We start from the raw sequence: 25,134 nt of genomic DNA on the forward strand, positions 1-25,134 counted from the left end.
ATGCCTGAAGCATTTGACGCGGTTGATGTTATTCGCGCGAAAAGAGACAACAACCGGCTTTCGGACCCGATGATTGACTGGGTGATCGACGCCTACACCCGCGGGGTTGTCACCAGCGACCAGATGGCGGCCCTGGCCATGGCAATCTTCCTCAATGGGATGAGCCGGGAAGAGATTGTTACGTGGACAACCGCGATGATGAACTCCGGCATCCGCATGAACTTTGATTCTCTGGGGCGGCCAACCGCGGATAAGCATTCAACCGGGGGTGTGGGCGACAAAATCACGCTGCCGCTTGCACCACTAGTCGCTGTTTTTGGCGTGGCTGTCCCCCAACTATCGGGCCGCGGCCTGGGACACACCGGCGGCACACTCGACAAGATGGAGTCGATCAAGGGGTGGCAGGCAGAAGTCTCTGACAAGCAGATGATGGAAATGCTGGGCCAGAATGGTCCCGGTGCGGTGATTTGCGCAGCCTCAGCCGATCTCGCGCCAGCAGACAAGAAACTCTACGCGTTGAGAGACGTCACGGCGACGGTAGATTGCATTCCTCTGATTGCGTCTTCGATCATGTCGAAGAAGATTGCGGAGGGGACGGATTCACTGGTTCTTGATGTCAAAGTTGGCTCCGGCGCCTTCATGAAGGATCAGGCACAGGCACGTGCGCTTGCTGAGACGATGGTTGCCCTCGGCACGGACGCGGGTGTGCGGACGTCGGCGTTGCTGACCAACATGTCAACACCGTTGGGGCTGATGATTGGTAACGCCCTCGAAGTGCAGGAATCCATTGAAGTTCTGGCTGGCGGCGGTCCCAGTGATGTTGTTGACCTGACGGTATTGCTGGCTGAAGAGATGCTGCGGCTGGCAGGAAAGCCAGACGAGGACGTTCGGGCAGCTCTCAATGATGGGCGCGCCATGGATCACTGGCGGGCCATGGTTGAGGCCCAGCATGGCGACCTTGATGCCCCAATGCCTAAGGCAAAGCACAGCGAAGTGGTCTATGCGGAGTCAGACGGCTACGTAGAGACCATGGATGCCTGGGGAGTTGGCATTTGTGCGTGGCGCCTGGGTGCGGGGCGGACTAGGCAAGGGGAGAAGCTGGACCTTGGTGCTGGCGTTCAGATTCACGCCAAGCCGGGTGATTACATTAAGAAGGGCTCTCCGCTGCTCACGCTCTTTACCGACACACCTGAAAAGTTTGCACGTAGCATTGAGGCGCTCGATGGTGCGATTGAGATAGGTAGTGAGAAGCCTACGAGCGTCACGCCGCTGGTTCTCGATCGAATTGATGCCAAATAGTTCTATTCAAGTGAGTCGATGTTAAATGGCTCTGTTCAAACGGGGAGGCGCCGGTTCCGGATGCCTCCCCACCAGATGTAGTTAAGGAGATAATTATGACCAGTCGTGAAGACGTTGCGGGGATGGTAGACCACACACTACTGAAGCCAGAGGCGACGGCGAAGGATGTTCAAGCCCTCATCGATGAGGCGGTGGAACTTGGGGCCTACTCGGTGTGCGTGTCACCCTCGATGCTCCCCATTGAGGTTCCAGAGACACTGAAGGTGGCTGTGGTCGTCGGCTTCCCTTCGGGGGCTGTGAAGGCTGGTGTGAAGGCATTCGAGGCCGCCCAGGCTGCCGCAGATGGGGCAGATGAGATCGATATGGTCGTGAACCTGGCGTTCGTGAAGGAAGCTGACTACGAGGCCGTTGAAGAGGAGATCCAGGGTGTGCGCGATGCAGCTCCCGATGTGGTTCTCAAAGTCATCATTGAGTCGGCAGCACTGACTGATGATGAGATCACGGCGACGTCGAAGGCCGCCGTGAACGCGGGTGCAGATTTTGTGAAGACGTCAACGGGCTTCCACCCAGCGGGCGGTGCGTCCACCCACGCGATTGAGCTGATGCGTGCCACGGTTGGGCCAAACATCGGAGTTAAGGCTTCGGGTGGGGTGCGTGATGCTGCCGCTGCTGAAGCGATGATTGCGGCTGGGGCGAGTCGGCTGGGCCTGTCGGGCACGGCGGCGGTGCTGGACGGTTTGCAGGGCTAGCGCTCCCGTTAGGGCGGGCTCGGCCCGGGCGCCGAGCGGGGTCAGCTCACCTGGCCCGGCTCGCTTGGGTCGGCTCGCTTGGGTCGGCTCGCTTGGCCCCAGCTCGCTTGGCTCAGCTCGCTTGGCCCCAGCCTCTAAGGTTGCCGCAATCACGTAAGGTTGCCCGAAAATTTGCAAGAAACGGGCAACCTTAGGGGATCCCGGCAACCTTAGGGGATCCCGGCAACCTTACGTGACGGCGGCAACCTTACGTGATTCCGGCAACCTTACGTGACGGCGGCAACCTTACGTGATTCCGGCAACCTTACGTTGGTGTGCGTGCCTGGGAGCGGGCCTGGGAGCGGGCCGATGGAGCGTGTGGGTATGTGGGTATGTGGGTATGTGGTGTGAGAGCGGACTCGGGGTATGTGGGTATGTAGTGGGGGTGGGTATGTAGTGGGGGTGGGTCCCAGTGGGACCCACCCCCACTACATACAGTCAGATACCGATCGCCGGCTGCATCGCCAACTTGATTGCATCGAGACGCTGAGCGGCCCGAACGCGCGCCGCGGCAACCGCGCCATCCGCAACCGGCTCGATGACCTCGATATAGCACTTCAGCTTCGGCTCGGTCCCCGATGGGCGCACAACGACGCGATCGTCATTCTCAGTGATGTACAAAAGCCCATCGGTCGGAGGAAGGTCCTCGGAACCCTTAGCCAAGTCCACCGCTGTAACCACCGGAGATCCGGCGATCTCTGTCAGCCCGCCTGCGCGCAGATTTGCCATCCCCTTCGCAATCAGGCTGAGATCATCAACGCGGATTGTCAGGGGGGATGTTGCGTGAAGACCGAACTTCTGGGCCAACTCATCAAGCAGCTCACCAAGATTGCTGTCCCCGGCTTTCAAGGATGCCGCCAACGCCGCCAGCTTTGACCCTGCTGAAATACCATCCTTGTCGCGGACGTAGTCGGGGTCCACACAGTACCCCAACGCCTCTTCGTAGCCGAAAACAATGCCGGGGACCCGGGAAATCCACTTGAATCCCGTCAGGGTATTGGCATGGCCTAAACCGAGGTCGGCTGCCACTTTCCCAAGTAGGCGAGAAGAAACGATCGAGTTCGCAAGCATCTTTGAAGTGAGCTCGCCGGGATCTGTGGAGGCCGCGACTTCCAGAGCCTTTTGGCGACCAAGAAGTGAGCCAACCTCATCGCCCGTGAGCTGACGCCATCCAGAGGGTGACGACTCATCAGGAATGGCCGCCGACGAGCGATCCGCATCAGGGTCATTCGCCAAGATGATGTCAGCGCCGATTTCGCGCGCTGTCTTAAAGGCAAGGTCAAGAGCTCCGGGCTCTTCCGGGTTCGGGAACGCAACCGTTGGGAAATCGGGGTCCGGCTCGTGCTGCTCGGCAACAACAGTGACATTCTTGAACCCGCACCGGTCCAGTGCCTTCATAGCGGTTTCCCCGCCAACACCGTGCATTGACGTGAGAACAATCTTCAGGTCACGGGGTCCGTCCGGGACGATCTGGGATATTCGCTCAATGTACTTGTCAACAATCTCATCCCCGATGATTTCCCAGCCTGATTCAGCGCGAGGCACCGATGCCACGGATGGCACAGCCTCGATCTGCTCAAGGATCTGGGCATCAAATGGGGGAACAATCTGCGTGCCCTGACCGGCTCCCGTGACAACCTTGCCACCAAGATAGACCTTGTAGCCGTTGTCTTCGGGTGGGTTGTGAGAAGCAGTCACCATCACTGCCGCGTCCGCATTGAGATGGCGCAGTGCGAATGCAGTAACAGGTGTCGGTAGTGCAGTCCCAAAGACGAGGGCGTGGCCACCACCGGCCTCAACGACTGCCGCGGTATCCAACGCAAACTGGTGCGATCCATAGCGCGCGTCGTATCCCACGACGACTGTGAAACCATCCGGCAGTTGTGAATGGAGAAAATTGGTGAGCCCAGCAGCCGCCCGGATAACCACCGCACGGTTCATTCGGTTGGGTCCAGCACCTAGATGTCCGCGAAGACCAGCTGTGCCGAAAGTGAGCATCCCGGAGAAGCGGTCGGCGAGTTCTGCTGTGGCGCCCTCGTCCCCGTCATCGGAGAGGGCCAGAAGACCCCGAAGCTCACCTGCGTCAGCCATGTTCGGATCATCATCGATCCAAGTTTCGACAGCCGCGCGATCGAACGGTGTTGTAGACATTGATTCCTCTCTAGACATGTGCGTTACATCTTCTGGACGACGTCGGCGAGAAGTCGGGCGATACGCGGCCCGGCCTCGGCGCCTGCTTCAATAACTTCTTCGTGAGACAGGGGCTCAGGCGAAATCCCAGCGGCGAGGTTAGTCATCAGTGACAGCCCGAGAATCTCAAGCCCAACCTCACGTGCTGCGATGGCCTCCAACGTGGTGGACATGCCCACCAGGTTCCCGCCGATAACCCGAGCCATATTGACCTCAGCCGGCGTTTCATAGTGGGGACCGCGGAACTGAACGTAGACGCCCTCGGGAAGAGAGGCATCCACTGTCCGTGCCAGGGTGCGCAGACGCGGTGAATACAGGTCCGTCAAGTCAACAAAGTTGGCGCCCTCTAGGGGAGACTCTGCCGTCAGGTTGATGTGGTCACTGATGAGGACGACCTGTCCAGGCTTCCATTCGACGTTGAGACCGCCGCATCCGTTGGTGAGGACGACCTGGTCGCAGCCGAGGGCGGCCGCGGTGCGCATCCCATGTGCGACGGCGCGAACCCCTTTACCCTCGTAGTAGTGGGTCCTTGATCCAAGGACGAGGGCGACCTTGTCACTTCCATATATGCGGATAGTGCGCATGGTCGCGGTGTGTCCGGCAACGGCGGGGGCTGAGAACCCTGGGACCTGGGCGGCATCAATCTCATCAATCGTTTCACCGATGAGGTCTGCCGCGCCTCCCCAGCCGGAGCCAAGCACAAGAGCAATATCGTACGTTTGTATACCTGAGTGGGCCTTGATCGCCTCAGCTGCTTGCGCTGCGAGGTCGAATGGGCCTGTAGTTAGATCTTCTTTGGTCATAGCGGCGAATCTACCGTGTTTGGGTGCGCGATGGGTAGTTTTGCTTGGCGCGGCGGAATGTGGAATCTGGCTACTTTGCGTGTCGCTACACGCGCGAACAAGTCCATGCGCTTGGATCTAAAGACCGACATTCTTACTCGAGGGGGAGCTTTGGCTAAGAACGCAAAAGTACACATGCGTGGTCCCGTAATCATGCGCGGCAGGGAGTTGCCCAGCGACATGGCTGACCAGAAGCTTCTGCAGTCACGAACGGAAGACCCGTGGCGAGTCATGCGAATGCAGGCGGAGTTTGTCGAAGGTTTCTCTGCCTTGCGGAGCATCACGAATGCGGTCTCTGTGTTCGGCTCCGCGCGAACACCGCAGGATTCGCCCTACTACCAAATGGCGGAAGAAATTGGACGCCTTATTGCTGAGAACGGCTTCGCAACCATAACGGGTGGCGGTCCCGGCGTAATGGAGGCGGCAAACAAAGGTGCGTACCAGGCAGATGGTGTTTCCGTTGGGCTGGGCATTGAACTGCCATTTGAACAGGGAATGAACCAGTGGGTCAACCTTGGAATCAACTTCAAGTACTTCTTCGTGCGCAAGGTGATGTTTGTTCGCTACGCGAGGGGGTTCATCGTTCTTCCCGGTGGATTCGGAACGCTGGATGAGCTGTTCGAGGCCGTCACCTTGGTCCAAACCGGAAAGATTGACTGGTTCCCAATCGCCCTCGTCGGACGGGACTACTGGGCACCTTTGGTGGGCTGGCTGAACGATACGTTAGCAGAGCAAGGAATGATCAACGTGGGGGACACAGACTACTTCAAGGTTGTGGACACGGCGGAAGAGGCGACTGCGCACATTTGGGACAGCATCGACGGCATGCACAACGGCGCAGATAAATCCTAACTCAGGGCAATCTATTCGCAATCCGCGTAGAATGGATGCGGAGCAAATGGCGTAGCTAACGCATCAAGGAAGCGGAGGGGTTTTCGATGGCAGCGATGAAGCCAAGAACCGGTGACGGACCACTAGAAGCCACCAAGGAGGGGCGCGGAATCATCATGCGCATCCCGAGCGAAGGTGGTGGGCGTCTGGTTATTGAGCTGACCCCGGACGAAGCCGCGGAGCTGGCGCAAGCATTGCAGGACGCAGTCTAGACACCAAAGGCTATAAGTAAGAGGCGATGCGCAGGTTTGCGTATCGCCTCTTTGTATTGGGTGTGAAGCTAAATTGCTGGGGCGGGCCGGACAGCCAAGAGGGCACCATCGCCGGTTGGAATCAGGCACGTCAGGAAGTCTTCCGACTCAAGGAGGGTCTTCGTCACCTCACGTAGCGCAACCGTGTGCGGGTCCCTGCGCGCTGGGTTTGCGACATTACCGAACCACAGAGCGTTGGGTATCACCAGCGCTCCACCGGGGCGGAGCAGGCGAAGTGCATGACTCACGTACTGGCCGGTCTCTTCGGGGAGTGCATCAATTGTGACCATGTCGTAGGAGGAGTCGGCCAAGCGCTGCAACACGTCCAGAGCACGCCCGTTAATGAAGCGAGTCCGAGACGAAGGGACCTGGGCGGCCCGGAACGCCATGGCAGCAGATTGCTGGAACTCAACTTCGGGGTCAATGGTTGTGAGGACCCCCTTGGGGTTCATCCCAGACAGGGTCCACAGTCCGGATACTCCCGCACCAGTGCCGATCTCGACCACTGCCTTGGCATTGCGCATCGCCGCGACCGAGTGGAGGAACGCGCCTGTTGCTGCCGATACAGGGTCAGCTCCCAGTTCGATAGCAACCTCTCTGGCGGCAGCAATAACAGCCGGCTCAGTCACGTAGTCTTCGCAGTAGACCCAGATGTCATTCTTCGCAACAGACATGTCTTCCTCTTCCCGAGTTGGCTTAGGGCCAGGCTACCTTGACGCGAGGGCGATGTGAGTGAACTCAGCCAATAACACGGTGAAACTAGCGGCGTACGGGAGCCACTCCAAGGGGCCGGCCCGCTAGGCCTCGACTGTGCTCGGCAAGTTTGGCCGCGAGGGTACGTAGCTCCGTAGCCGTTGGGGAAGCGTGGTGGGCCGCGGTGCTCGAAGCAATTGGCACCCCGCTGTCTCCGCCCTCGCGGAGCGCTATATCGAGGGGTACCTGGGCAAGCAGAGGCACCTGGTAGCCGAGTAGGGCACCAAGGTGCGCGCTGACAGTATCGCCACCGCCTGAACCAAAGATCTCCAGTCGTGAACCGTCGGCTTGAGTAAGGTAAGCCATGTTCTCAACGACGCCGATGACCCGCTGGCGCGTTTGTGTCGCAATGGAGCCGGAGCGTTCTGCGACCTCGGCTGCCGCGATCTGTGGTGTGGTGACAATGAGGATCTCAGCGTTGGGAAGGAGCTGGGCAATAGAAATTGCAACGTCCCCTGTACCCGGAGGCATGTCGATGAGGAGGACATCTAGGTCCCCCCAGAAAACATCAGCCAAGAACTGCTGGAGCGCGCGGTGCAGCATTGGTCCGCGCCAAATAATGGGTTGCCCCTCTGGCACAAACATTCCAATCGAAATGACCTTGACCCCGTCCGTTCCGATGGGCGGGACGATCATTCCATCAATGGACTGCGGCTCGTGGGTGATCCCCAGCATGCGTGGAAGGGAGAATCCGTAGATATCCGCGTCAAGTACCCCAACTTTGAGGCCTTGGCCCGCAAGTGCCACAGCCATGTTGGCGGTGATTGAGGACTTACCAACGCCACCCTTACCGGAAGTGACTGCAATGACGCGAGTGAGGCTATCCGCCTTCGTAAATGGGATCTCACGTTCGGCGTGACCAGTTAGCTTCTCTCGCAAAGCCTTCTTTTGGTCGTCGTCCATGACGCCCATTGTCACCTCGACGCCCTCGACGCCCTCGACCTTCCCAACTTCCTCTTCGACGTCTGCGGTGATTGTCCCGCGCAGGGGGCAGCCCGAGGTCGTTAGCAGTACGTGAACCGTGACGCGGCCTCCGTCAATGTCTATCCCTTTGATCATCCCCAAGTCAGGTAGAGGGCGGTGGATCTCCGGATCGATCACTCGTTCCAAGGCTTCCATTACAGCGGCTTCATGTACGGTCATGCGACCAGCTTAGAGGAGCGGGGCCGATCGTCCTCATCCGCCAAGCTAAGGGCGAAGCCATTGTGTACGCAAGCCCGCGGGAAACTATGGTGGACCTATATAACAGGTAAGGAAACTGACATGCCACGCAACATTGTCTCTTCACGCTCGCCCCAGATGCCCGTGGGAACCGAGGTTGCCGCGTTTCGTACGCATGCAGAAGCAACGGCGGCGGTTGAGAAGCTCTCTGAGGAGCACTTTCCTCTCACCAGTGTGACGATAGTCGGTTCAGATCTGCACATGGCCGAACAGATCCTGGGGCGAATGACCCCTGCCCGGGTTGCACTCACGGGAGCGACGCAGGGTCTGACCTGGGGACTTCTGATGGCCTTGTTCTCCCTGCTGCTTTACCCGCAGGCCGGGGCCATCATCCCCGCGATACTCATAGTCGTGGGCATCCTTCTGGGCGTTTTCATCACGATGATTTCGTGGGCACTGCGCAAGAACCGGGGAAGTTTTGCCGCGCAGAGCACCCTGGTTGCCAGTCGGTACGCGGTGCTGGTCTCCGAAATGCCTGACCGTGCGTTCACCCTCCTGAGCGGCATGCCGGGCAACCTTACAAGCAGTCCCCGGCGCCCTGTTCGTCGTGAGGAGTATCCCCGTCACCAAGTCGTTGCAACTCCGCAGGAGCCCACACCTGGGGACCCGCGTTGGTCACAGGTGTCACCGGAGGTACCCGCCCAGCAGGACCCACAGGTCGATCCACTCAAGCCAACCGAGTACGGCTCACGACGCGATGAGGTTCCGCGGTTTGGTGTTCGCCTTGAGGTGCCCGAAGGTTCGACTCAGGCCGATCCTCATGTCGGTGGGGACCCCAAGGACGACAACCCGGCGTAGGTTAATCCCTGCGAGACTGGACTTCTTTCATCCATTCTTCAACATCCTCGCGCACCCGCGGAATATCCTCACTGAGCCTGCGTGGTTTGCCGAGGGCATCCATGACAATATCGTCCTCGACCCGCACCCCGATGCCACGGAACTCCGCTGGGACGGCAAGATCATCGGCGCGGAAGTAGAGGCCGGGTTCGATTGTGAAAACCATTCCCTCTTCCAGCAGGCCGTCCTGGTACATCTCCTGGCGCGCCTGGGCGCAGTCGTGAACGTCCATTCCCAGGTGGTGGCATGTTCCATGGGGCATCCACCGGCGGTGCTGCTGACCCTGAGGTGACAGCGATTCTTCAACAGAGACTGGGAGAACACCCCACTCGGCGAGGTGACGGGCTAGTACTTCCTGGGCGGCCTCATGCAAGTTGCGGAAGCGGACGCCGGGTTCCTTTGCCCGCTCGAAAGCCGCGTCGGCGGCCTCGATAACAGCATCGTAGATTTCGGCCTGCGTGGCGCTGTAATGCCCACTGACGGGGAGTGTTCGGGTGATGTCAGCCGTGTAGAGAGAGTCCAGTTCAACACCCGCATCGACAAGTACGAGGTCGCCTGCCTCCACAGTCCCAGAGTTGTCCATCCAGTGCAGCGTGTTGGCATGGTTGCCCGAGGCCGCGATTGTTTCGTAGCCCAGCCCATTCCCGTACTCGCGAGCGACGGATGCGAAGGCGCCTTCGATCACGCGTTCCCCGCGGGGGTGGCCAATCGTCCGTGGCAGGGAGCGGATAATGCTCTCGAAGCCGGCCTTGGTTGCAGCCACTGCCTTCTCCATCTCCCGGACCTCGTAGCGGTCTTTGGTGAGGCGCAGTTCGCTAAGCGTTTCGGTCAGTGCGTCGTCAGCCTGGCGCGCATCCTCTCCAGTGGGAAGACCCGCCTGCTCCCGAACCTCATTCACAAGCGCCTCAACCTGGCTGTCAGCGTTCGTGACAACGCGGATCTGGACGGCACCAGCATCTTTTGCGAGGGCGTCCTTCAGCGTATCGATATGTTCACAGCGGATACCTGTCGCTGCTTGCATTTCCGCGAGAGATGGCCGGGCGCCTACCCAGAATTCTCCGTAGCGTGAATCGGCGTAGAATTCCTCTGAGGTGCGAGAGGCGCGGGGGACAAAGTAGAGGATTGCCTCGTGTGTTGCGTCGCTGTCTTGGTTTTCCTCACCGTTGGGGTGAAGAACTAGTACTGCATCGGGTTCCATTTCGCCCTCGAGGCCGCTGAGGTGCGCGAATGCGGAATGGGCCCTGAAGCGATAGTCCGTATCGTTGCTGCGAACCTTCAAGCCGCCGGCTGGGACTACCAGCCGTTCGCCCTCGAACACCTTCCCGATTTTCTGGTGGCGATCTTCAACGAAGTCGGCAGCCCCTGTTCGGGCGAGTCCCAGTGGCGTGCGGTCACCCCAACTGCTAGCCATGAACTCTCGGAATGCCTCCGAAGAGGGGCGATGGGAGCGGTTATTGACACGCTCCTCGAGTGCCTGTTCGCCATCCTTGGGTGAACTGTCTGGTGAAGCGGGGGATTGGGGAGAATTCTTGTCAGTCATGGTCCTATCTTCCCACGCTTGCCAACTCGCATTAGCACCCAAGGTCGACCCGTAGTATGAGCTCTATGGCTTCTCTAATTGATCCCCACGCCCACACCCTGCATTCGGACGGTACGGACACGCCAGAGGGCCTGGTGCTGGCGGCAAAAAGTGCGGGGCTTGACGTCGTGGGCATAACCGACCACGACACAACACAGGGTTGGGCAGAAGCCGTAGAAGCTGCGCGACGTCACGGTGTGGGACTGCTGCTGGGTGTTGAAGTCTCAGCCGTCTACCAGGGTAATTCGGTCCACATCCTTGGATACCTCATGGATCCGCAAGACCATTCTCTCAATCTTTTGTTCGAGGACGCTCGCCGGGAGCGAAGCACGCGACTCGCACGGATGGCGAGCAACCTGGCTGCTGACTACCCTCTCCTGGACTGGGAGGCCCTCAAGGAAAGGGCCGGTGACGCGGCGTTGGGCCGGCCGCATCTGGCAGATGAGTTGGTGCTACAGGGCTATTTCCCGAACCGCAGTGCGGCCTTCGAGTGGGCGCTTCATCCCAACGGCCCGTACTACGTTCCTCAGAAGGTGGCCAGCCCCACCGAGGTCGTGGAACTGATACGTCAAGCGGGAGGGGTCCCCGTCCTCGCGCATCCACAGTCATCCACCCGCGGCTGGAGTGTTCCGGAGGATCTGGTTGCCGAGATGGCACAGGCGGGCCTTTTTGGGATTGAGAGGGACCATCGTGATCACGACGCGGTAGGGCGCGAAACTGTCGAGCGTCTGGCGGCTTCACACGCCCTTTTCATGACGGGTGGTTCTGACTATCACGGCACAGGTAAGCCGAATTTTTTGGGAGAAAACAGTCTGGACCCGTATATTTTGGCTGAGATCGAAGCACAGGGTACGTCGAAGGTAGTTCGCAGTTGAGTCTGGATGTCATAATTTCATTGCCGCTCTTGGCAACCACTTTCATCACGCTATTCGTGATTATGGATCCGCCCGGCACGGTCCCGGTTTTTCTTGCGCTGACGCGCACCATGGACCGCCAGCGGAAGAACAAGGCAGCATTTCAGGCGACCCTCACGTCTTTCGGTGTGATCGTTGGGTTCGCCGTCGCAGGCAAGTACCTTCTCCAGGGTCTGCAGATCTCTATGGATTCGCTGCAGCTTTCCGGCGGTATCCTGCTCTTCCTGGTTGCCATGGAGCTCCTGATGGGCAAGGGAGAATACGGCGAATCTGATGGGGAGACCAACACCAACGTCGCGATGGTTCCTCTCGGCACCCCGCTTCTTGCAGGTCCGGGTGCGATTGTTGCCGTTATGGTTTCAGTCAACCAGGGTGGTGGGACTATCGCAGGCTGGGTTGCAGTGCTGACTGCCGTGGTTCTCATGCACGTCGTCATCTACCTGACAATGCGGTGGTCAGTGGGTTTGGCCAAGATACTTGGCGACAACGGGGTCTTGGTGCTCACGAAGATTTCCGGTGTCCTGCTCGCTGCAATCGCCACCCAGCTTGTGGTCGACGCGGCATTCCACTTCGTTGCTGCATTCCAATCGGGGGCCATGGGGTAGCCAGCTCTTGATAAAAGGGGCTGTCGGTGGTCTTTGAATCCTCCGGTGTGGAGGAGGCTGTGGTGAGAAGGTTAGCCACAGCCCCCGTGCCTACTACTCGCTAGGTGTCGAGCCAGACGAAGAAGACTTGCGCGTCCTCTTGCGAGGTCTGCGCTGCGAGGTTGGTGCGTCCGTGGACTGCTTCTCACCGCGGTTGCCTCTGCCCCCACCGTTAGCGTTGCCTCGTCCACCTCTTCCGCTTCGTCCATCGCCGGAGCGTCCTCGACCGGAGCCGCCGCCGTTGCGTCCTCGACCGGGAGTAGAGTCGCCGCCCTTTCCGTCGACGTCCTCGATCTTTTCTGCGTCCAAACCTGCTCTGGTTCGCTGTGATCGTGGAAGACGTCCGGTCACGTTCGGATCGATGCCGAGGTCTTCATAGAGGTGTTCTGACGTGTGGTAGGTCTCGACTGGCTCGGCAATGTCGAGGTCGAGGGTGCGGGAGATGAGGCCCCAACGTGGCACGTCATCCCAGTCGACGAAAGTGACGGCAGTGCCCTTCTTGCCCGCACGTGCAGTTCGACCGATCCTATGAAGATAGGTCTTTTCATCCTCGGGGCACTGGTAGTTGATGACGTGTGTTACGTCGTTGACGTCAATGCCACGTGCTGCGACATCGGTGGCGACGAGGACGTCAACCTTGCCGTTCTTGAAGGCGCGCAGAGCGCGCTCACGAGCGCCTTGACCCAGGTCACCGTGGAGGGACCCGACTGCAAAACCCCGCCCTTCCAGATCATCTGATAGGGCGGCGGCAGTGCGCTTCGTCTTGACGAAAACCACGGTGCGTCCGCGTCCATCAGCCTGGAGGATACGAGAAAGAACCTCAGCTTTGTTGAGGGCGTGGGCGCGGTAGGCGAACTGGTTCACCTCCGCAACGGTTGCGCCCTCGTCATCGGGATCCTGGGCCCGGATATGTGTGGGCTGGCGCATGAAGCGGCGGGCAAGTGTGATCACAGGGCCCGGCATTGTCGCTGAGAACAGCATTGAGTGGCGCGCTCCTGAAACCTGGGAGAGGAGCTTCTCAACATCGGGAAGGAATCCGAGGTCGAGCATCTCATCGGCCTCGTCCAACACCACGGTTGTGACGTTGTTGAGTCGAAGGATCCCCCGGTTCGCCAGGTCGATGAGGCGTCCAGGCGTACCCACCACGACCTCAACACCGTCTTTGAGTGCTTTGACCTGAGGTTCAAATGCGACGCCGCCGTAGATGTCGATAATGCGGACGGGGAGGTTCTTGGCAGCGGCTCGGAGATCTTCTGCAACCTGCTTGCACAGTTCGCGGGTGGGAAGAATGATCAGCGCTTGCGGCGCGCCGGGGTGGGCGAGTTTATCGAAGCCCGGTTCGCCCGGTGCCACAACGGTTTCAAGCACGGGAATACCGAACCCGAGAGTTTTTCCTGTGCCGGTCTTAGCCTGGCCGATAATATCGTTGCGTTTGAGTGCAACCGGGAGGGTCAGGGCCTGGATTGGAAATGGGTTGACAATACCTTTTTCGCTGAGCGCGTCAACAATCTCGCTGCGGATTCCAAAGTCCGCGAAGGTTGTCTCAACGGTCGCACTGGTTTCTTGGGTCACGTTTGCCTTAAATATCTAGAGTGTTATCAAGTTCAGGCAGCCGATCGCGCATTATCTGTCATGCAACATGTGTTGAGGGGTCTTCACCTTCGGACCCAGCCCGTTTTCGCCAAAGCGATCGGGCAGCCAGACCAAAGTCTACCGGGACCGTGGCGCGTAATCGTGTGGGCTTATAGTCTTTAACTATGACTAGCGAAGATGCAGACCAAATGAAATCAGGTACAAGCGCCGTGGTGGGGTTGTTTGCCTACTGCGCATTAGCGGCAATGACGCGGCTTGCCAAAGACGGCGACCAGGCGCCGAATACCCAGGCACACGTCGATTTGGCGCGCCTCGCGGACTCGGGTTACAGGCGGTTCTGTGATCTTGATTCCTACGCGACTGAGAGAGGCTTCTCAATTGTTGAGGCAGCTGGCCAGTACGCGGGTTTGTTTGATGAGCTGGATCAACGCACCCGGCCCTCAAACTGGTGGGAACGGTGTGTGAAGAGTTACGTGATCTTCAGCGTGTTTGGGGACGTTCTGCAGGAACTGAGCGACCGCCACCAGGTTTTTTCGGAGGTCTTCAACGTCTGGGACTTGGGTCAGGGGGCGTGGGTAGTCAAGAACCTGGGTCCGCTTACCGACCAGGACGACCAACTCGCCGCGAGGTTGTCACTGTGGGCGCGACGGGTGGCCGGGGAGACGTTTGGATTGGCAAGGGCAACACTGTTTACCTATCCGGAGCTGGCGGTTGACCCAGAGACCGCAGATGCCATCATTGAGTCTGCGACCCGGCGCTACAGGGAGCGCTTGCAAGAAGTGAACCTGAAGCCCTAGCGTCGGTGCGGTGTTCCGGCGCGGGCCACAGAGACTTCAGGCGCGTCCGAACCCGACCCTGTGGGACTGAGAGGTAGGAACGAGGACGTAGCCGATCATCGAGGCGGGGATGACAACGCGGTCACCCTTGGTGTCGGTGAGATCGAGAATGCTATTGGTTTCGATGGCCTCTTTTACCTGGGCCATGATTTCGTCCTCATTGCCGGCAACCTCAAGTGAGAGTGTGCCGACACCTGAACGGAGGTTAAATGTGACCTTCATTGTCTTCACTTTCGCGCGCGTTAAATGTGTTTTCCTCAAGTCTAGAGCCGCGAAGACGCGAAATGTCGGAGGGGTGGGGGATACTCGCTGCTAGCGAAAGATTTCTGGTCTTCCGAAGTACCTGTGCTGTAGAGAGAGGGGTCTGGCATGTCGGATGGGGTCATTCTTGATGGCTGCCAGCAGGCGGCAGTGGATGCCGCGAGCAGTGGGGGACACGTCCACGTCGTAGGGGGCCCCGGAACTGGTAAGACAACTGTTGCGCTGGCCGCAATGACTGAGGCACAGAGGCGGCTAGCAAACGTTGACCATCAACTCTGGGCACCCGCCCTGTTCTTGGTTCCTGACCGCCGGCGGGCACGTGAGGCTGAGGTGTTGCTTGCTCGCAGGTCTGCAGGGGAACTGTCTGGATTGAGCGCGGATGGGAGCCACCGTTTAGTGAGGTCCCTTAGCTCTTACGCCTACCTGATTCTGGGGCTGTGGTTGGTTGAGAGAGAGGATGCACTCGAGCGGCCGGTGATGCTTTCCGGTGCCGATGAGGACGCTTGGCTTGCAACCTTCTTGGAGGCAAGTGAGGTTGCGCGGCGGGAAGTTCCAGAAGTGGTGCTCCGAAGTTCCCAGTTCCGCATGGAGGTGCGCAACATAATGGCGCGCTGCGGGCAGGCGGGACTGCTTCCAGGGGATCTGGGACTTCTTGGTGTTGAGTTTGAGAAGCCGACCTGGAGAGTGGCTGCAACGGCCTACGCCGCCTACGCCGGCGACCGAAGCGCCTTCACGACCTCCTCGTCCCACATCGATGCCGCTCGAATACCGCTGATCGCCGCGGGAGTTCTTCGCGTTTGGGATTCGCTCGCGGAAGCTGAGGGGGTAGTGACGCCGAAGCCTCTGCCCGGCGTGGTGATAGTCGACGATTCTCAAGATCTCCCAAGGTCCGCGCTCCCCCTACTGGAAGAGATGGCATCCGCAGGATCTCAGGTGGTAATCACAGGAAGCCCAGATGAGGCGGTGGCTGCATTCCGTGGTGGGGTTCCAGATCTTGGCCGTATCTGCGCAGAAGAACTCGGAGCCTCTCGGGTACTGCTGCGGGACAATCACAGGTCGGCTCAAGGTGTTGCGTCGGCGATCCAGGAGGTAGAGGGGTGGTTTACTCCGCGGAGACGGGACCGGATCAGTAGGGAGGTCGTGCTTGACTCTGAGCACCGCGAAACCGGAGAGGGGGACGCGCCCAAGCGCGTTCTTGTTGAATCGCTGGCCACCCAGTCGCACTTGACGGAGCGGGTCAGTGCAGTCTTCCGTGCTTCGCATCTGTTTGGTGGCGTGGACTGGAAAGACATGGCGGTCGTTGTGCGTCACGCTGACGCGGTCGATGGTGTGGCTCGTGCTCTGGCACGGAACGGAGTTCCGGTGCAGAGCGGGGAGCGGCCCGTTGTACTCTCCAAAGTCCCATTGGTCTCCTCCATGTTGTCTCTACTCACCATCAAAGATGGTGATATGACTGCCGAAGCAGCCGACCAGGAAGCGTTAGAACTGGCAGTTTCTCCCCTTGTCAGGGTTGACTCCCTGGGCTTGTTCCGCATCTTGAGAGACTTTCGTGGTCAAGTTGAACCCGATGAACCCTCCGGCATCTGTGCCTTGTTCGACGCAATCGAGGCTGGCCGATATGTGCCGTCTCAACCCGGTCTCCAAGGCTCGTTCAGGAAGCTAAAGGTGGCCTCGCAGCTCTGGTCTGTGCGAGCCGCGGCTGCAGCGATGCCTGCGCAACAGGGGCTATGGATGGTTTGGGACATGTCAGGATTGGCGGAACCACTCCGTGACTCCGCGCTGCGTGGGGCTTCATCCGGGCGTGCCGCATCAGAAGACTTGGACAGTGTGCTCGCGTTATTCCGCAAGGCGGACCTGTGGAGCCAAGAGAGAGCAGATCAAGGTTCGACGGCGGCAGATGCCCGCACATTCGCGGAGCAAATCCTTGGGCAAACCATTGCCACAGATCCGCTTGTTCCACGCGGCCTCAACGAAGCTGGCGTATGGATTGTTACGCCCACGCAGGCTGCGGGAAGGGAATGGGAGACAGTTGTGGTCACGGGCTTGGACGAAGGGTCGTGGCCCTCCCCCCTGAGACGTGGCCTGGGTGATCTTCCGACGCTTGAAGGCATTCTGGATGATGCGCGGCTGCGTGGTTGGCCGGGTGAATCCCGGATTGCTGACTTCCTGCCAGATCGCAGCGCCGCGGTTCCTTTCAACCGGGCAGTTGCTTCTGCATCCCGAAGAGTAGATGAGGCGCGACTCTTCCTGGTTGCAATCTCTCGTTCACGGGGGGATGTTCACCTTCTGTGCACGAACAATGAGGACTCCTCGCCCTCGGCCTTCATAACCAATCTTCTTGACTCAGGCGTGGCCGGTGAGGTGCGGAGGACGGGCGGTCAGGAAGGGCAGGTGGGCTCGGCGCTGACGATTCCGACACTTGTCTCACAAATGCGAAGGAGACTAGTCGGTACGAATAGCTCCTCGGATGAGAAAAAGGAGGCTGCACGCGTTCTTGCGCTCTTGTGGCGTGAAGGTGTGGATCAAGCAGATCCGGGCCTGTGGGACACCGGAGGGTCGCTAAGTACGGACAGTCCGGTGCTGGAACAGGGACCCGTTCGCCTTGGTCCATCGTCCATCCAGACAGCTGTCGATTGCGGTCTGAAGTGGTTCCTCCAGGATATAGGTGGGCACAATCAGGAGCTTCACTCAGAGGCAAGGAACCTTGATGGGGCAATGATCGGGACGATCATGCACAGGTTAGCTGAGGAAAACCCGCATGCAGGGCCTGCGGAGATGAGGTTGGCGTTAGATCAAGCTTGGGAACAGCTTGGCCTCACCCTAGATACCTACTGGGAGAGAAGGGCATTTTCTGAGATGTCCAACATGGCCACCCGGATGGGACAGTACTTTTCTTCTTTCAAAGGTGAGGTGCTTACTGAGCAGACGGTGAGGTTTCCTCTGGGAGACGTCCTCGTCTCGGGGCGTGCGGACAGGATCGAAATCGATGGCGAAGGCTTGGCGCGGGTCATTGATGTTAAGACGGGGAAGTCAGACGCCAGGGCCAAAGGCGAGGACAACCTGCAGCTTGCCGTCTACCAGGTTGGCGTAGTGGAAGACGGATACCAGACGGGCGGCGCGGCATTGCTAGCACTGCGAAGCGACAGCCCGCTGAAGGCACAGGAAGCATTCGATCAGGAACAGATTGGTGAGACGAAGGGTCTTCTTCGAGACCTGGGTGATCAGTTGGGTGGTAAGCGCCTGCTGGCTCGTCCGGAGGCTTCCCTCTGTCGGTCTTGTGCCTTTCGGCATGTTTGTCCTGCCCAGGCCGACTCGACAAGGAGCAGCGAATGAGGGAACACGCTCTTGGGTGCGACGCACATGTTGGAGCGCCGCCAAGTGAGAAGCCGGGGTCACCTTCTCTAGCAGAGTTGATTCGGACACTTGGTTTGCAGACACCTACTTCCGAGCAGGCAGCAATCGCAGAGTATCCGCCCTTCAGCGAAGTTGACGGTGTCGAGCGGGGGCTTCCGCTGCTTGTTGTCGCCGGGGCAGGGTCAGGAAAAACAGAGACCCTGTCACTGCGCGCCACGTATATCGCAGCACACTACGGCATCCCCGGAGAGAGCATACTTGGCCTGACGTTTACCCGGAAGGCAGCGGGGGAGCTGTCGCAGAGGCTTCGGGATCGACTTCAGTCATGGGCCGATATCTGCCAAGAGAGCGGTGGGGGAGCCTCGGCGGGTGCAGGCTTGGCTTCACGGTTGGACTTCAGTCACGTTCCAGAGGCAACGACATACAACGCATTTGCACTTGGCATCGTGCAAGAGTTCGGTGGGGCAGCGGGGTTCGACCCTCAGGTGTCCCATATGGGGGAAGCCGCAGCATGGCAACTCATGAGCGAGGTTGTGGCGTCGTGGCGTGAAGACCTTGCAAAGGAAGATTCAGAGGCGACGGTCGTTGAGAGGGCGCTAGGCCTCAGGGATGCCATTGCAAATCAAGCGATGACTGTCGAGCAGGCACGTGCCGGACTCCTAAGGCTTTATGGACAGTTTGAGAGTGCTCGCCTTGAAGGAAAGAGGTCTTTCACCAAGTCCTTCTATGTTCCGGGTCAGCAAACAGTATCTCAGCGCCTCGAACTACTCAAAATGATCGAGGTCTTCGATCAACGTAAACAAGCCATGGGGCAAATGGACTATGCCGACCAAGTCAGTGCGGCGATACGGATAGTCGAAGAGTTTCCAGCAGTGCGCGAAGAACTCCGAGAACGCCACAAAGTGGTCTTTCTGGATGAGTTTCAAGATACCTCTGTTGCGCAGATGCGGTTCTTGGCATCCCTCTTCGGAGACCACCCGGTCACCGCGGTGGGTGACCCCAATCAGGCGATTTATGGTTGGCGTGGCGCTTCCGCGGCTTCACTTGAGGAGTTTCATCCTAGGTTCAACAGGGGGGCTGTACCTGAAAAGACACTGACTCTGTCGACTGCTTGGCGTAACGACCAAGCTATTCTTCGGGCTGCTAATGTCCTGGCGGCGCCGCTTGCGAAAGTCCCAACCTATGCGCGCACCTCACGGAAAAATGAGGGGTCCGAGGTGGTTCTTCCACAACTTCAATCTCGAAGTCACGCTGGCGTGGGTTCATCACAGGCAGTCTTTACCGTCACAGACAGCGAAGCGTTGCTACGCACAGTTGAGTTCGTCAAGCAGTCCCGTGAGAAGTTCTCTGCCGATGACGGTCACACGCCTGCTTCGGTTGCAGTTCTGTCCCGAACGAGGGCCGCTTTGCAGCCGGTAGTAACCGCCCTTCGTGAGGCCGGAGTGCCTGCACAGATCGTTGGTGGGGACTCTTTGCTTGGACATCCGGTGATACGGGACCTCAGGGCAGCCCTAGAGATATCTAACGACGTCGGCAAGTCTGCGCAGCTTCTAAGACTACTAACCCACCTTGACCTTGGTGCAGGGGACCTTCGAGCCCTAGGGAACTATGCGAGAGCACTTTCCTTCCGGCGCAGTTTGCCCTCAGGCGACCGGTCCCAGCATTCGACACCTGAAGCGGAGTTGCAGCATTCAAAGGACAAGGGGCAGGTGGGCCGAGCTTCGGAGCGTGAGGCGCCTCTACTGCTCGATGCAGTTGATGCCTGCTCCCAAGGTGTTCCGATTAAGGGCCTCAGCGAGGTTGGGGCACGGCGCGTTGCACGCCTCGGGATGCGACTGCGCAATCTCCGGTCGTGGTCCACGATGGGTCTGGCAGAGCAGATTCAGGAAGCCAGAAGTCTGCTGGGATTGGACCAGGAGGCAGCGGCGGATCCGACCTCTGAAGATGTCACAGCAGTCCTGGATGTCTTTGCTGATGTCGCACTTGAGTATGAGGCCGGAGCTCAAAGGGCAACCATGGGAGCATTTCTCACCTGGCTGGATGCAGTGGAGAAAAAGGAGCGGGGTCTTTCTGTTCCGTCCGTCAACATCGATCCCAATGCTGTCCAAGTCATGACCATTCATGCCTCAAAGGGACTCGAATGGGATGCAGTAGCCCTGGTCGATGTGGCAGCTAGTCGCTTTCCCAGTACAAGGGGAAAGGGCTCAACTACGTCAAAGGGTGTCACCAAGCCTCCACAGATTCCTGCTCCCGCAATGGGCTGGTGGCAGGATGCGGGTGTTCTGCCATATCCGCTCCGGGATGACCACGCCCATCTTCCGGATCCGCAAATATGGGACATGTCCAGATCCGGAGGTGCAATGGCTGCGGAGTTCAAAGAAGAGGTTGGCCAGTACCTCCAGGATGAGGAACGCAGACTCGCTTATGTTGCTGTGACCCGAGCAAAGCGCGCACTACTGTTGATTGGCTCTTGGTTCGGGGATGGTGTGACACCTCGTTTTCCGTCCGTATTCATGGCGGAGCTTTTTGCAGCGGCGAAGAGTGCCACCGGGGTGAACAGCGGTCCGGCCTGGCGCGACTTCCTTGATGGTAGTCCCCATGACTTTTCCGTTCCCAGCAACAGCAATGGGCATCGTGGGAAGTCCGCAGCTGTTCCTGCTCTCACCATGGGCGAGCTTGCCCCCCTTCCTCCCCGCGAGGAATGGGAGTCGTTGACTCGCCGCGGCGAGTCAACGGTGTTCCCGCGGGATCCGGGTCCCGTGCGACGGCAAGGCGAGCAGGCGGCAGCCCGCGTTATCGAAGCATTCACGAGTGATGACAACCAGACTGCCAGTCGGTCGGAAAGTCTTGCGTCCCTATCCGACCAACTCTTAGCAAAAACGACCGAGTTGCTCCTTGCGGAGCGTGATCATGAAGAGGCATGGCAAAAGGGTATTGAGCAGAATCTCAGCGGAGACGGTGTCCTAGATCGCGTTGCCTTGTTACGTCCACTTTCAGTCACCGAGATTGCTGGGTTTGCGGTGGATCCCCAGGTTGGTGCTCGCGATATGTTGAGGCCGGTACCTGCCAAACCGGGCCAATCGGCGCTGGTTGGAACACTGCTTCATTCCTGGTTAGAGAGGAAGTTACGGCGGCTTTCCGTCGCGGCTGCCAATCCCGACGGCGAAGAAGGCGAGCGTGGCAGCGGCGTGCTCAGTCCGGATGAGTATGAGCTTTTTTCTGAGCTGAGGACGTCGGCAGAAGCGATTGACCTAACTCAATATGAGGTTGTCGCGGTTGAAGTTCCCTTCACGGTCACTCAACGGGGGCGGATAGTCCGTGGTCGAATCGATGCGGTCTTGCGGGACTCAAGTGGCGACTATATGTTGATCGATTGGAAGACGTCCTCGCGCAAGAAAACCTCACTGAGTGCGCAGGAACGCAAGCGCTATGGGACCCAACTGGGCTATTACCGGCAGGCATGGGCTGACCGTGCAGAAGCCGATAATTCCTCTTTGACGTGTGCACTAGTTTTCATCTACCCGGGGGGCACCTGGTGGGTGTCAGAAGCTGAAATTGTGGGCGAGGACCCTGCTCAGATGTAGAAGGTTCACCGGGGCGCCGTTAGGGGACTTCGATGCTGCCGGTCTGGTCTGAATCCCACGTGGGCTCCGCCCCGGTTGGGTGGGTTCCTGCTGATCGAGCTGACTGATGCGGAAATGGGTCATAAGCGCCGGTGGCATGTTCCTGATCCTCAGCTGTCTCCTGAGTGCCACCCAAGCCAATTCTTCGAGGACTCTGCGCTGAGGGCACAATCACCTCTGTTTCTTGTGCCTGCCACCTCGAACGTGGCCCGGAGCCAGTCCCGGGTTCAGTCTGCTGCAACCGCATTAGGGGCTCCTCTTCCACGGTGAAGGCGATCTCAACAACCTCTTGCCGTTTGGGTACCAACCTGTGGTCGCCAATCTCAGAGTCCATGTCTCGAAGCGCCTGCACACCGGCTCGTCGCCATTCACGGTCCTCACATGCGACTCCGCGCGCGTACCACCTGAGAGTCTCAAGTTCCGCAAGCAGCGTTGCGCGGGCAAGTACATGCAAGTCGGGAGATTTCCTGGCTAAAGCGTATGCCGATTCAAATGAGCTTAGGAACGCATCTGATGCATATAGCATCAGCCATGCCATGTCCTGCGCTGGGTCCCCAACTGCCGCAGAATCAAACCCGAAGATTCCCAGCACTGCTCCGCCGGGGGCCACATACACATCTTGAGAGCATAAGGAGCCGTGGAGTGGGACTGGTTGAAAGACCCAAAGTGAGTCTTCACTGAGCGCGTCAAGCCACCTGGACCTCAATCGCGCAGGGATCGCGCTCACATGCCTATCGACGAGCTGCTTGAGAGCACGGCGTGTTCTCTCGGCATCTGCGTACTGTCCACAGATGCGCGCAAATTGGGTCGCCTCCAGCTCGTGAAGCGCCGCCAAAGATGATCCAAGTGACTTGGGGAGAAGGCCTGCTACGGAAAGGTTCTCGTTAGTGAGCGCTGCGCCGCCGGGATGGCGAAAGACCATTACGGTGCCTCCACCATTGCGACGGATCTCTCCCTCCAATACTGGCGTCTCGAAAGGGAGTTTCCGGTCTGCCTGTGCGTCTTTCAAGAAGTCGGTAGTCCTAACGAAACGCTCCTCCTTCTTGTCGCTCCACGCATGGGCCGGGGCCCAGGAAAGCCATGAATCGCCAAGAGCGTCGACAAGGGACAGCCATTGACCAGAGTCAGATGACTGCATTGCTCCCCTTATTCCCCTCACCTGAATGGATGGCATCGCGGCGGAGCTCAGAGCCGCAAGTTCGAGTTCCGATACTGGCTGGACATTCTTGGATTCAGACATCACTGCCTAACGCTATCGTGCGGACCGAGCGAAGAGTGGATCACACCCCGAATTGGCATCGGTTAGGCTTCACGTGTGAGTACTGACTTTTCTTCCGCCATCGCCGCACTGCGAACCACCATGGGTAACATCGTGGCTGTCTCCAATCCTGACTTCCTGAAGTCTGAGATTGCGAGGTTGTCTGAGGCCGCAGCTGCCCCCGACCTTTGGGATGATGCTGATGAGGCTCAGAAGGTGACCTCGGAGCTCAGTCACATGCAGTCCGACCTTGAACGTCTTGATCGGACAGTCGCACGCATCGATGACCTTGAAGTTCTTGTTGAAATGGCTGAAGAGTCGTCCGACGAGGACGAAAAACGCGAACTCCTTGCAGAGGCGCAGACTGATTTGGGTGCCCTTGAGGCCGATGTAGCTGAGTTGGAGATCCGAACCCTGCTGGACGGTGAGTACGACGAACGGCACGCTGTCGTGACTATTCGGTCCGGTGCGGGCGGGGTTGACGCTGCAGACTTCGCTCAAATGCTCATGCGTATGTACTTGAGGTGGGCTGAACGCAAGGGCTACAAGACTCGCGTCCTCGACACATCCTATGCGGAAGGTGCAGGAATAAAGTCGGCAACTTTCGAGGTTGAGGCGCCCTATGCCTACGGCACACTCTCTGTGGAAGTGGGAACCCACCGACTGGTCCGCATCAGTCCATTTGATAATCAGGGGAGACGTCAAACCAGTTTTGCGGCAGTGGAGATAATCCCCCTGATTGAAACCACGGACGAGGTCGATATTCCTGAAACCGAGCTGAAGATCGATGTCTTCCGTTCCTCAGGTCCAGGAGGTCAGTCTGTGAACACGACGGACTCTGCAGTGCGAATGACGCATATCCCCACTGGCATAGTTGTCTCAATGCAGGACGAGAAATCGCAGATCCAGAACCGTGCGGCAGCACTGCGTGTCCTCCAGTCCAGACTACTCATCCTTCGTCATGAGGAAGAAAAGGCCATGAAGGATGAACTGAAGGGCGATGTCAAGGCTTCTTGGGGTGATCAGATGCGCTCGTACGTTCTGCAGCCTTTCCAGATGGTCAAAGACTTGAGGACGGAGCATGAATCGGGCAATACCCAGGCTGTTTTTGACGGGGACTTAGATGACTTCATTGATGCGGGAATCCGTTGGAGGAAGAACAGTCAAAAAGAACAGTTTGGTGCCTGAGCGCAAAATCAGCACACGAGGGCGCGCCGCTGAGAACCGTGATCATTGCCTGCATAGGGTAGAACGGTTGACAACTCAGTCAGGTCCAGGGCCCCAGAGCAAGAGTTTGTGAGTAGTGAGAGATGATCCGTTTCGAAAACGTTACCAAGGTGTACGCACGCGGAGCCGCGCCTGCACTCGACGATGTCTCCCTTGAGATTGAGCGAGAAGAATTCGTCTTCTTGGTAGGAAAATCAGGTTCTGGAAAGTCAACATTCCTCCAGTTGGTTCTCCGTGAGCAGCGTGCAACTGTGGGGTCAGTCTGGGTCTTGGGTCGCGACCTCACGCATTTGTCGCAATGGCGCGTGCCAAAGCTGCGTCGCCAAGTAGGGACGGTGTTTCAAGATTTCCGTCTGCTTCCACAGAAAACCGTGTATGAGAATGTGGCTCTGGCGATGCAGGTCATTGGAAGACCAAAACACGCCATTGCCGCGGCTGTTCCCGAAGTAGTAGAAATGGTCGGGTTGCAGGGCAAAGAGAGTCGGCTCCCTAGCGAGCTATCTGGTGGTGAGGAGCAACGTGTTGCTATCGCTCGGGCGATGGTGAATCGCCCACCTTTACTCCTTGCCGATGAGCCCACAGGGAACCTGGATCCGGAGACCAGCCTGGGGATTATGCGGTTGTTGGACAGGATTAACCGCTCTGGAACCACGGTAGTTATGGCAACCCACGACTCGAAGATTGTCGATCAAATGCGTAAGCGCGTCATCGAGTTGGAGGACGGACATGTCATCCGCGATCAGGATCGCGGCGTATACGGGGGGACGCGCTAA

20 protein-coding genes are annotated in these 25,134 nt (G+C 58.7%); 12 read left to right on the forward strand and 8 right to left on the reverse strand.

What is annotated here, in order from left to right; genetic code table 11:
* Both H2O65_RS02800 and deoC read left to right on the forward strand, forming a co-directional pair.
* The gene (locus H2O65_RS02800) at positions 1-1,299 is read left to right on the forward strand and encodes a thymidine phosphorylase (RefSeq protein ID WP_182142623.1); all 1,299 of its coding nucleotides are present in this window, start codon (positions 1-3) and stop codon (positions 1,297-1,299) included.
* A gap of 95 nt (positions 1,300-1,394) precedes the next feature.
* Positions 1,395-2,048: a deoxyribose-phosphate aldolase gene (gene deoC / locus H2O65_RS02805; RefSeq protein WP_182142089.1), complete on the forward strand. Its 654-nt coding sequence runs from the start codon at positions 1,395-1,397 to the stop codon at positions 2,046-2,048.
* Positions 2,049-2,525: 477 nt separating this feature from the next.
* Here the strand turns inward: deoC and H2O65_RS02810 are convergent, their stop codons facing one another.
* The gene (locus H2O65_RS02810) at positions 2,526-4,238 is read right to left on the reverse strand and encodes a phospho-sugar mutase (protein ID WP_182142090.1); all 1,713 of its coding nucleotides are present in this window, start codon (positions 4,236-4,238) and stop codon (positions 2,526-2,528) included.
* A 23-nt stretch (positions 4,239-4,261) separates the two neighbouring features.
* Positions 4,262-5,080: a purine-nucleoside phosphorylase gene (locus tag H2O65_RS02815; protein ID WP_182142091.1), complete on the reverse strand. Its 819-nt coding sequence runs from the start codon at positions 5,078-5,080 to the stop codon at positions 4,262-4,264.
* Positions 5,081-5,254: 174 nt separating this feature from the next.
* Here H2O65_RS02815 and H2O65_RS02820 point away from each other — a divergent pair, with 174 nt between their 5' ends.
* Both H2O65_RS02820 and H2O65_RS02825 read left to right on the forward strand, forming a co-directional pair.
* A complete protein-coding gene (locus H2O65_RS02820) occupies positions 5,255-5,971 on the forward strand; it encodes a TIGR00730 family Rossman fold protein (RefSeq protein ID WP_259349600.1) in 717 nt (238 codons plus the stop codon).
* An 86-nt stretch (positions 5,972-6,057) separates the two neighbouring features.
* The gene (locus H2O65_RS02825; protein WP_182142092.1) at positions 6,058-6,222 is read left to right on the forward strand and encodes a DUF3117 domain-containing protein; all 165 of its coding nucleotides are present in this window, start codon (positions 6,058-6,060) and stop codon (positions 6,220-6,222) included.
* A 68-nt stretch (positions 6,223-6,290) separates the two neighbouring features.
* Here H2O65_RS02825 and H2O65_RS02830 read toward each other — a convergent pair whose 3' ends face one another.
* Complete coding sequence (locus tag H2O65_RS02830) at positions 6,291-6,935, reverse strand: O-methyltransferase (protein WP_182142093.1); 645 nt, start codon at positions 6,933-6,935, stop codon at positions 6,291-6,293.
* A gap of 85 nt (positions 6,936-7,020) precedes the next feature.
* Positions 7,021-8,157 (reverse strand): Mrp/NBP35 family ATP-binding protein, encoded by a 1,137-nt coding sequence (locus H2O65_RS02835; RefSeq protein WP_182142094.1) that lies wholly within the window; start codon positions 8,155-8,157, stop codon positions 7,021-7,023.
* A gap of 120 nt (positions 8,158-8,277) precedes the next feature.
* Between H2O65_RS02835 and H2O65_RS02840 the strand changes: the two genes are divergently transcribed.
* On the forward strand, positions 8,278-9,033 hold the full coding sequence (locus H2O65_RS02840; protein WP_182142095.1) for a general stress protein: 756 nt from the start codon (positions 8,278-8,280) through the stop codon (positions 9,031-9,033).
* Position 9,034: 1 nt separating this feature from the next.
* On the opposite strand, the gene H2O65_RS02845 is transcribed toward H2O65_RS02840, so the two are convergent.
* Positions 9,035-10,612, reverse strand: coding sequence for an aminopeptidase P family protein (locus H2O65_RS02845; protein ID WP_182142096.1), 1,578 nt, complete (start codon positions 10,610-10,612; stop codon positions 9,035-9,037).
* A gap of 65 nt (positions 10,613-10,677) precedes the next feature.
* Here H2O65_RS02845 and H2O65_RS02850 point away from each other — a divergent pair, with 65 nt between their 5' ends.
* Both H2O65_RS02850 and H2O65_RS02855 read left to right on the forward strand, forming a co-directional pair.
* On the forward strand, positions 10,678-11,526 hold the full coding sequence (locus tag H2O65_RS02850) for a PHP domain-containing protein (protein ID WP_182142097.1): 849 nt from the start codon (positions 10,678-10,680) through the stop codon (positions 11,524-11,526).
* Positions 11,523-12,170 (forward strand): MarC family protein, encoded by a 648-nt coding sequence (locus H2O65_RS02855; protein WP_220458775.1) that lies wholly within the window; start codon positions 11,523-11,525, stop codon positions 12,168-12,170. The genes H2O65_RS02850 and H2O65_RS02855 overlap by 4 nt, the downstream gene beginning before the upstream one ends.
* Positions 12,171-12,263: 93 nt before the next feature.
* On the opposite strand, the gene H2O65_RS02860 is transcribed toward H2O65_RS02855, so the two are convergent.
* Positions 12,264-13,781, reverse strand: a complete 1,518-nt coding sequence (locus H2O65_RS02860) for a DEAD/DEAH box helicase (protein WP_259349565.1) — start codon at positions 13,779-13,781, stop codon at positions 12,264-12,266.
* Between the two features lie 185 nt (positions 13,782-13,966).
* Here H2O65_RS02860 and H2O65_RS02865 point away from each other — a divergent pair, with 185 nt between their 5' ends.
* Positions 13,967-14,599, forward strand: coding sequence for a ferritin-like fold-containing protein (locus H2O65_RS02865; RefSeq protein ID WP_182142098.1), 633 nt, complete (start codon positions 13,967-13,969; stop codon positions 14,597-14,599).
* A 36-nt stretch (positions 14,600-14,635) separates the two neighbouring features.
* On the opposite strand, the gene H2O65_RS02870 is transcribed toward H2O65_RS02865, so the two are convergent.
* Positions 14,636-14,860: a DUF3107 domain-containing protein gene (locus tag H2O65_RS02870; protein ID WP_182142099.1), complete on the reverse strand. Its 225-nt coding sequence runs from the start codon at positions 14,858-14,860 to the stop codon at positions 14,636-14,638.
* Between the two features lie 147 nt (positions 14,861-15,007).
* On the opposite strand from H2O65_RS02870, the gene H2O65_RS02875 reads away from it, so the two are divergent.
* Both H2O65_RS02875 and H2O65_RS02880 read left to right on the forward strand, forming a co-directional pair.
* On the forward strand, positions 15,008-18,232 hold the full coding sequence (locus tag H2O65_RS02875) for a UrvD/REP family ATP-dependent DNA helicase (RefSeq protein ID WP_182142100.1): 3,225 nt from the start codon (positions 15,008-15,010) through the stop codon (positions 18,230-18,232).
* On the forward strand, positions 18,229-21,837 hold the full coding sequence (locus H2O65_RS02880) for an ATP-dependent DNA helicase (RefSeq protein ID WP_182142101.1): 3,609 nt from the start codon (positions 18,229-18,231) through the stop codon (positions 21,835-21,837). Before H2O65_RS02875 ends, H2O65_RS02880 begins: the two co-directional genes overlap by 4 nt.
* A gap of 19 nt (positions 21,838-21,856) precedes the next feature.
* Here the strand turns inward: H2O65_RS02880 and H2O65_RS02885 are convergent, their stop codons facing one another.
* Entirely contained in the window at positions 21,857-23,116 is a 1,260-nt protein-coding gene (locus H2O65_RS02885; protein WP_259349601.1) for a phosphotransferase, read from the reverse strand.
* Positions 23,117-23,191: 75 nt separating this feature from the next.
* On the opposite strand from H2O65_RS02885, the gene prfB reads away from it, so the two are divergent.
* Entirely contained in the window at positions 23,192-24,322 is a 1,131-nt protein-coding gene (prfB, locus tag H2O65_RS02890) for a peptide chain release factor 2 (RefSeq protein ID WP_182142103.1), read from the forward strand.
* Positions 24,323-24,444: 122 nt separating this feature from the next.
* Positions 24,445-25,134: a cell division ATP-binding protein FtsE gene (ftsE, locus tag H2O65_RS02895; RefSeq protein WP_182142104.1), complete on the forward strand. Its 690-nt coding sequence runs from the start codon at positions 24,445-24,447 to the stop codon at positions 25,132-25,134.

The organism is Schaalia sp. JY-X169, assembly GCF_014069575.1.
Classification (GTDB): domain Bacteria; phylum Actinomycetota; class Actinomycetes; order Actinomycetales; family Actinomycetaceae; genus Scrofimicrobium.

Excerpts from the sequence above, each read along its gene's own strand:
- H2O65_RS02800 (WP_182142623.1), top strand. The coding sequence starts at position 1 with ATGCCTGAAGCATTTGACGCGGTTGATGTTATTCGCGCGAAAAGAGAC.
- deoC (WP_182142089.1), top strand. The coding sequence starts at position 1,395 with ATGACCAGTCGTGAAGACGTTGCGGGGATGGTAGACCACACACTACTG.
- H2O65_RS02810 (WP_182142090.1), bottom strand. The coding sequence starts at position 4,238 with ATGTCTACAACACCGTTCGATCGCGCGGCTGTCGAAACTTGGATCGAT.
- H2O65_RS02815 (WP_182142091.1), bottom strand. The coding sequence starts at position 5,080 with ATGACCAAAGAAGATCTAACTACAGGCCCATTCGACCTCGCAGCGCAA.
- H2O65_RS02820 (WP_259349600.1), top strand. The coding sequence starts at position 5,255 with ATGCGTGGTCCCGTAATCATGCGCGGCAGGGAGTTGCCCAGCGACATG.
- H2O65_RS02825 (WP_182142092.1), top strand. The coding sequence starts at position 6,058 with ATGGCAGCGATGAAGCCAAGAACCGGTGACGGACCACTAGAAGCCACC.
- H2O65_RS02830 (WP_182142093.1), bottom strand. The coding sequence starts at position 6,935 with ATGTCTGTTGCGAAGAATGACATCTGGGTCTACTGCGAAGACTACGTG.
- H2O65_RS02835 (WP_182142094.1), bottom strand. The coding sequence starts at position 8,157 with ATGACCGTACATGAAGCCGCTGTAATGGAAGCCTTGGAACGAGTGATC.
- H2O65_RS02840 (WP_182142095.1), top strand. The coding sequence starts at position 8,278 with ATGCCACGCAACATTGTCTCTTCACGCTCGCCCCAGATGCCCGTGGGA.
- H2O65_RS02845 (WP_182142096.1), bottom strand. The coding sequence starts at position 10,612 with ATGACTGACAAGAATTCTCCCCAATCCCCCGCTTCACCAGACAGTTCA.
- H2O65_RS02850 (WP_182142097.1), top strand. The coding sequence starts at position 10,678 with ATGGCTTCTCTAATTGATCCCCACGCCCACACCCTGCATTCGGACGGT.
- H2O65_RS02865 (WP_182142098.1), top strand. The coding sequence starts at position 13,967 with ATGACTAGCGAAGATGCAGACCAAATGAAATCAGGTACAAGCGCCGTG.
- H2O65_RS02870 (WP_182142099.1), bottom strand. The coding sequence starts at position 14,860 with ATGAAGGTCACATTTAACCTCCGTTCAGGTGTCGGCACACTCTCACTT.
- H2O65_RS02875 (WP_182142100.1), top strand. The coding sequence starts at position 15,008 with ATGTCGGATGGGGTCATTCTTGATGGCTGCCAGCAGGCGGCAGTGGAT.
- H2O65_RS02880 (WP_182142101.1), top strand. The coding sequence starts at position 18,229 with ATGAGGGAACACGCTCTTGGGTGCGACGCACATGTTGGAGCGCCGCCA.
- H2O65_RS02885 (WP_259349601.1), bottom strand. The coding sequence starts at position 23,116 with ATGTCTGAATCCAAGAATGTCCAGCCAGTATCGGAACTCGAACTTGCG.
- ftsE (WP_182142104.1), top strand. The coding sequence starts at position 24,445 with ATGATCCGTTTCGAAAACGTTACCAAGGTGTACGCACGCGGAGCCGCG.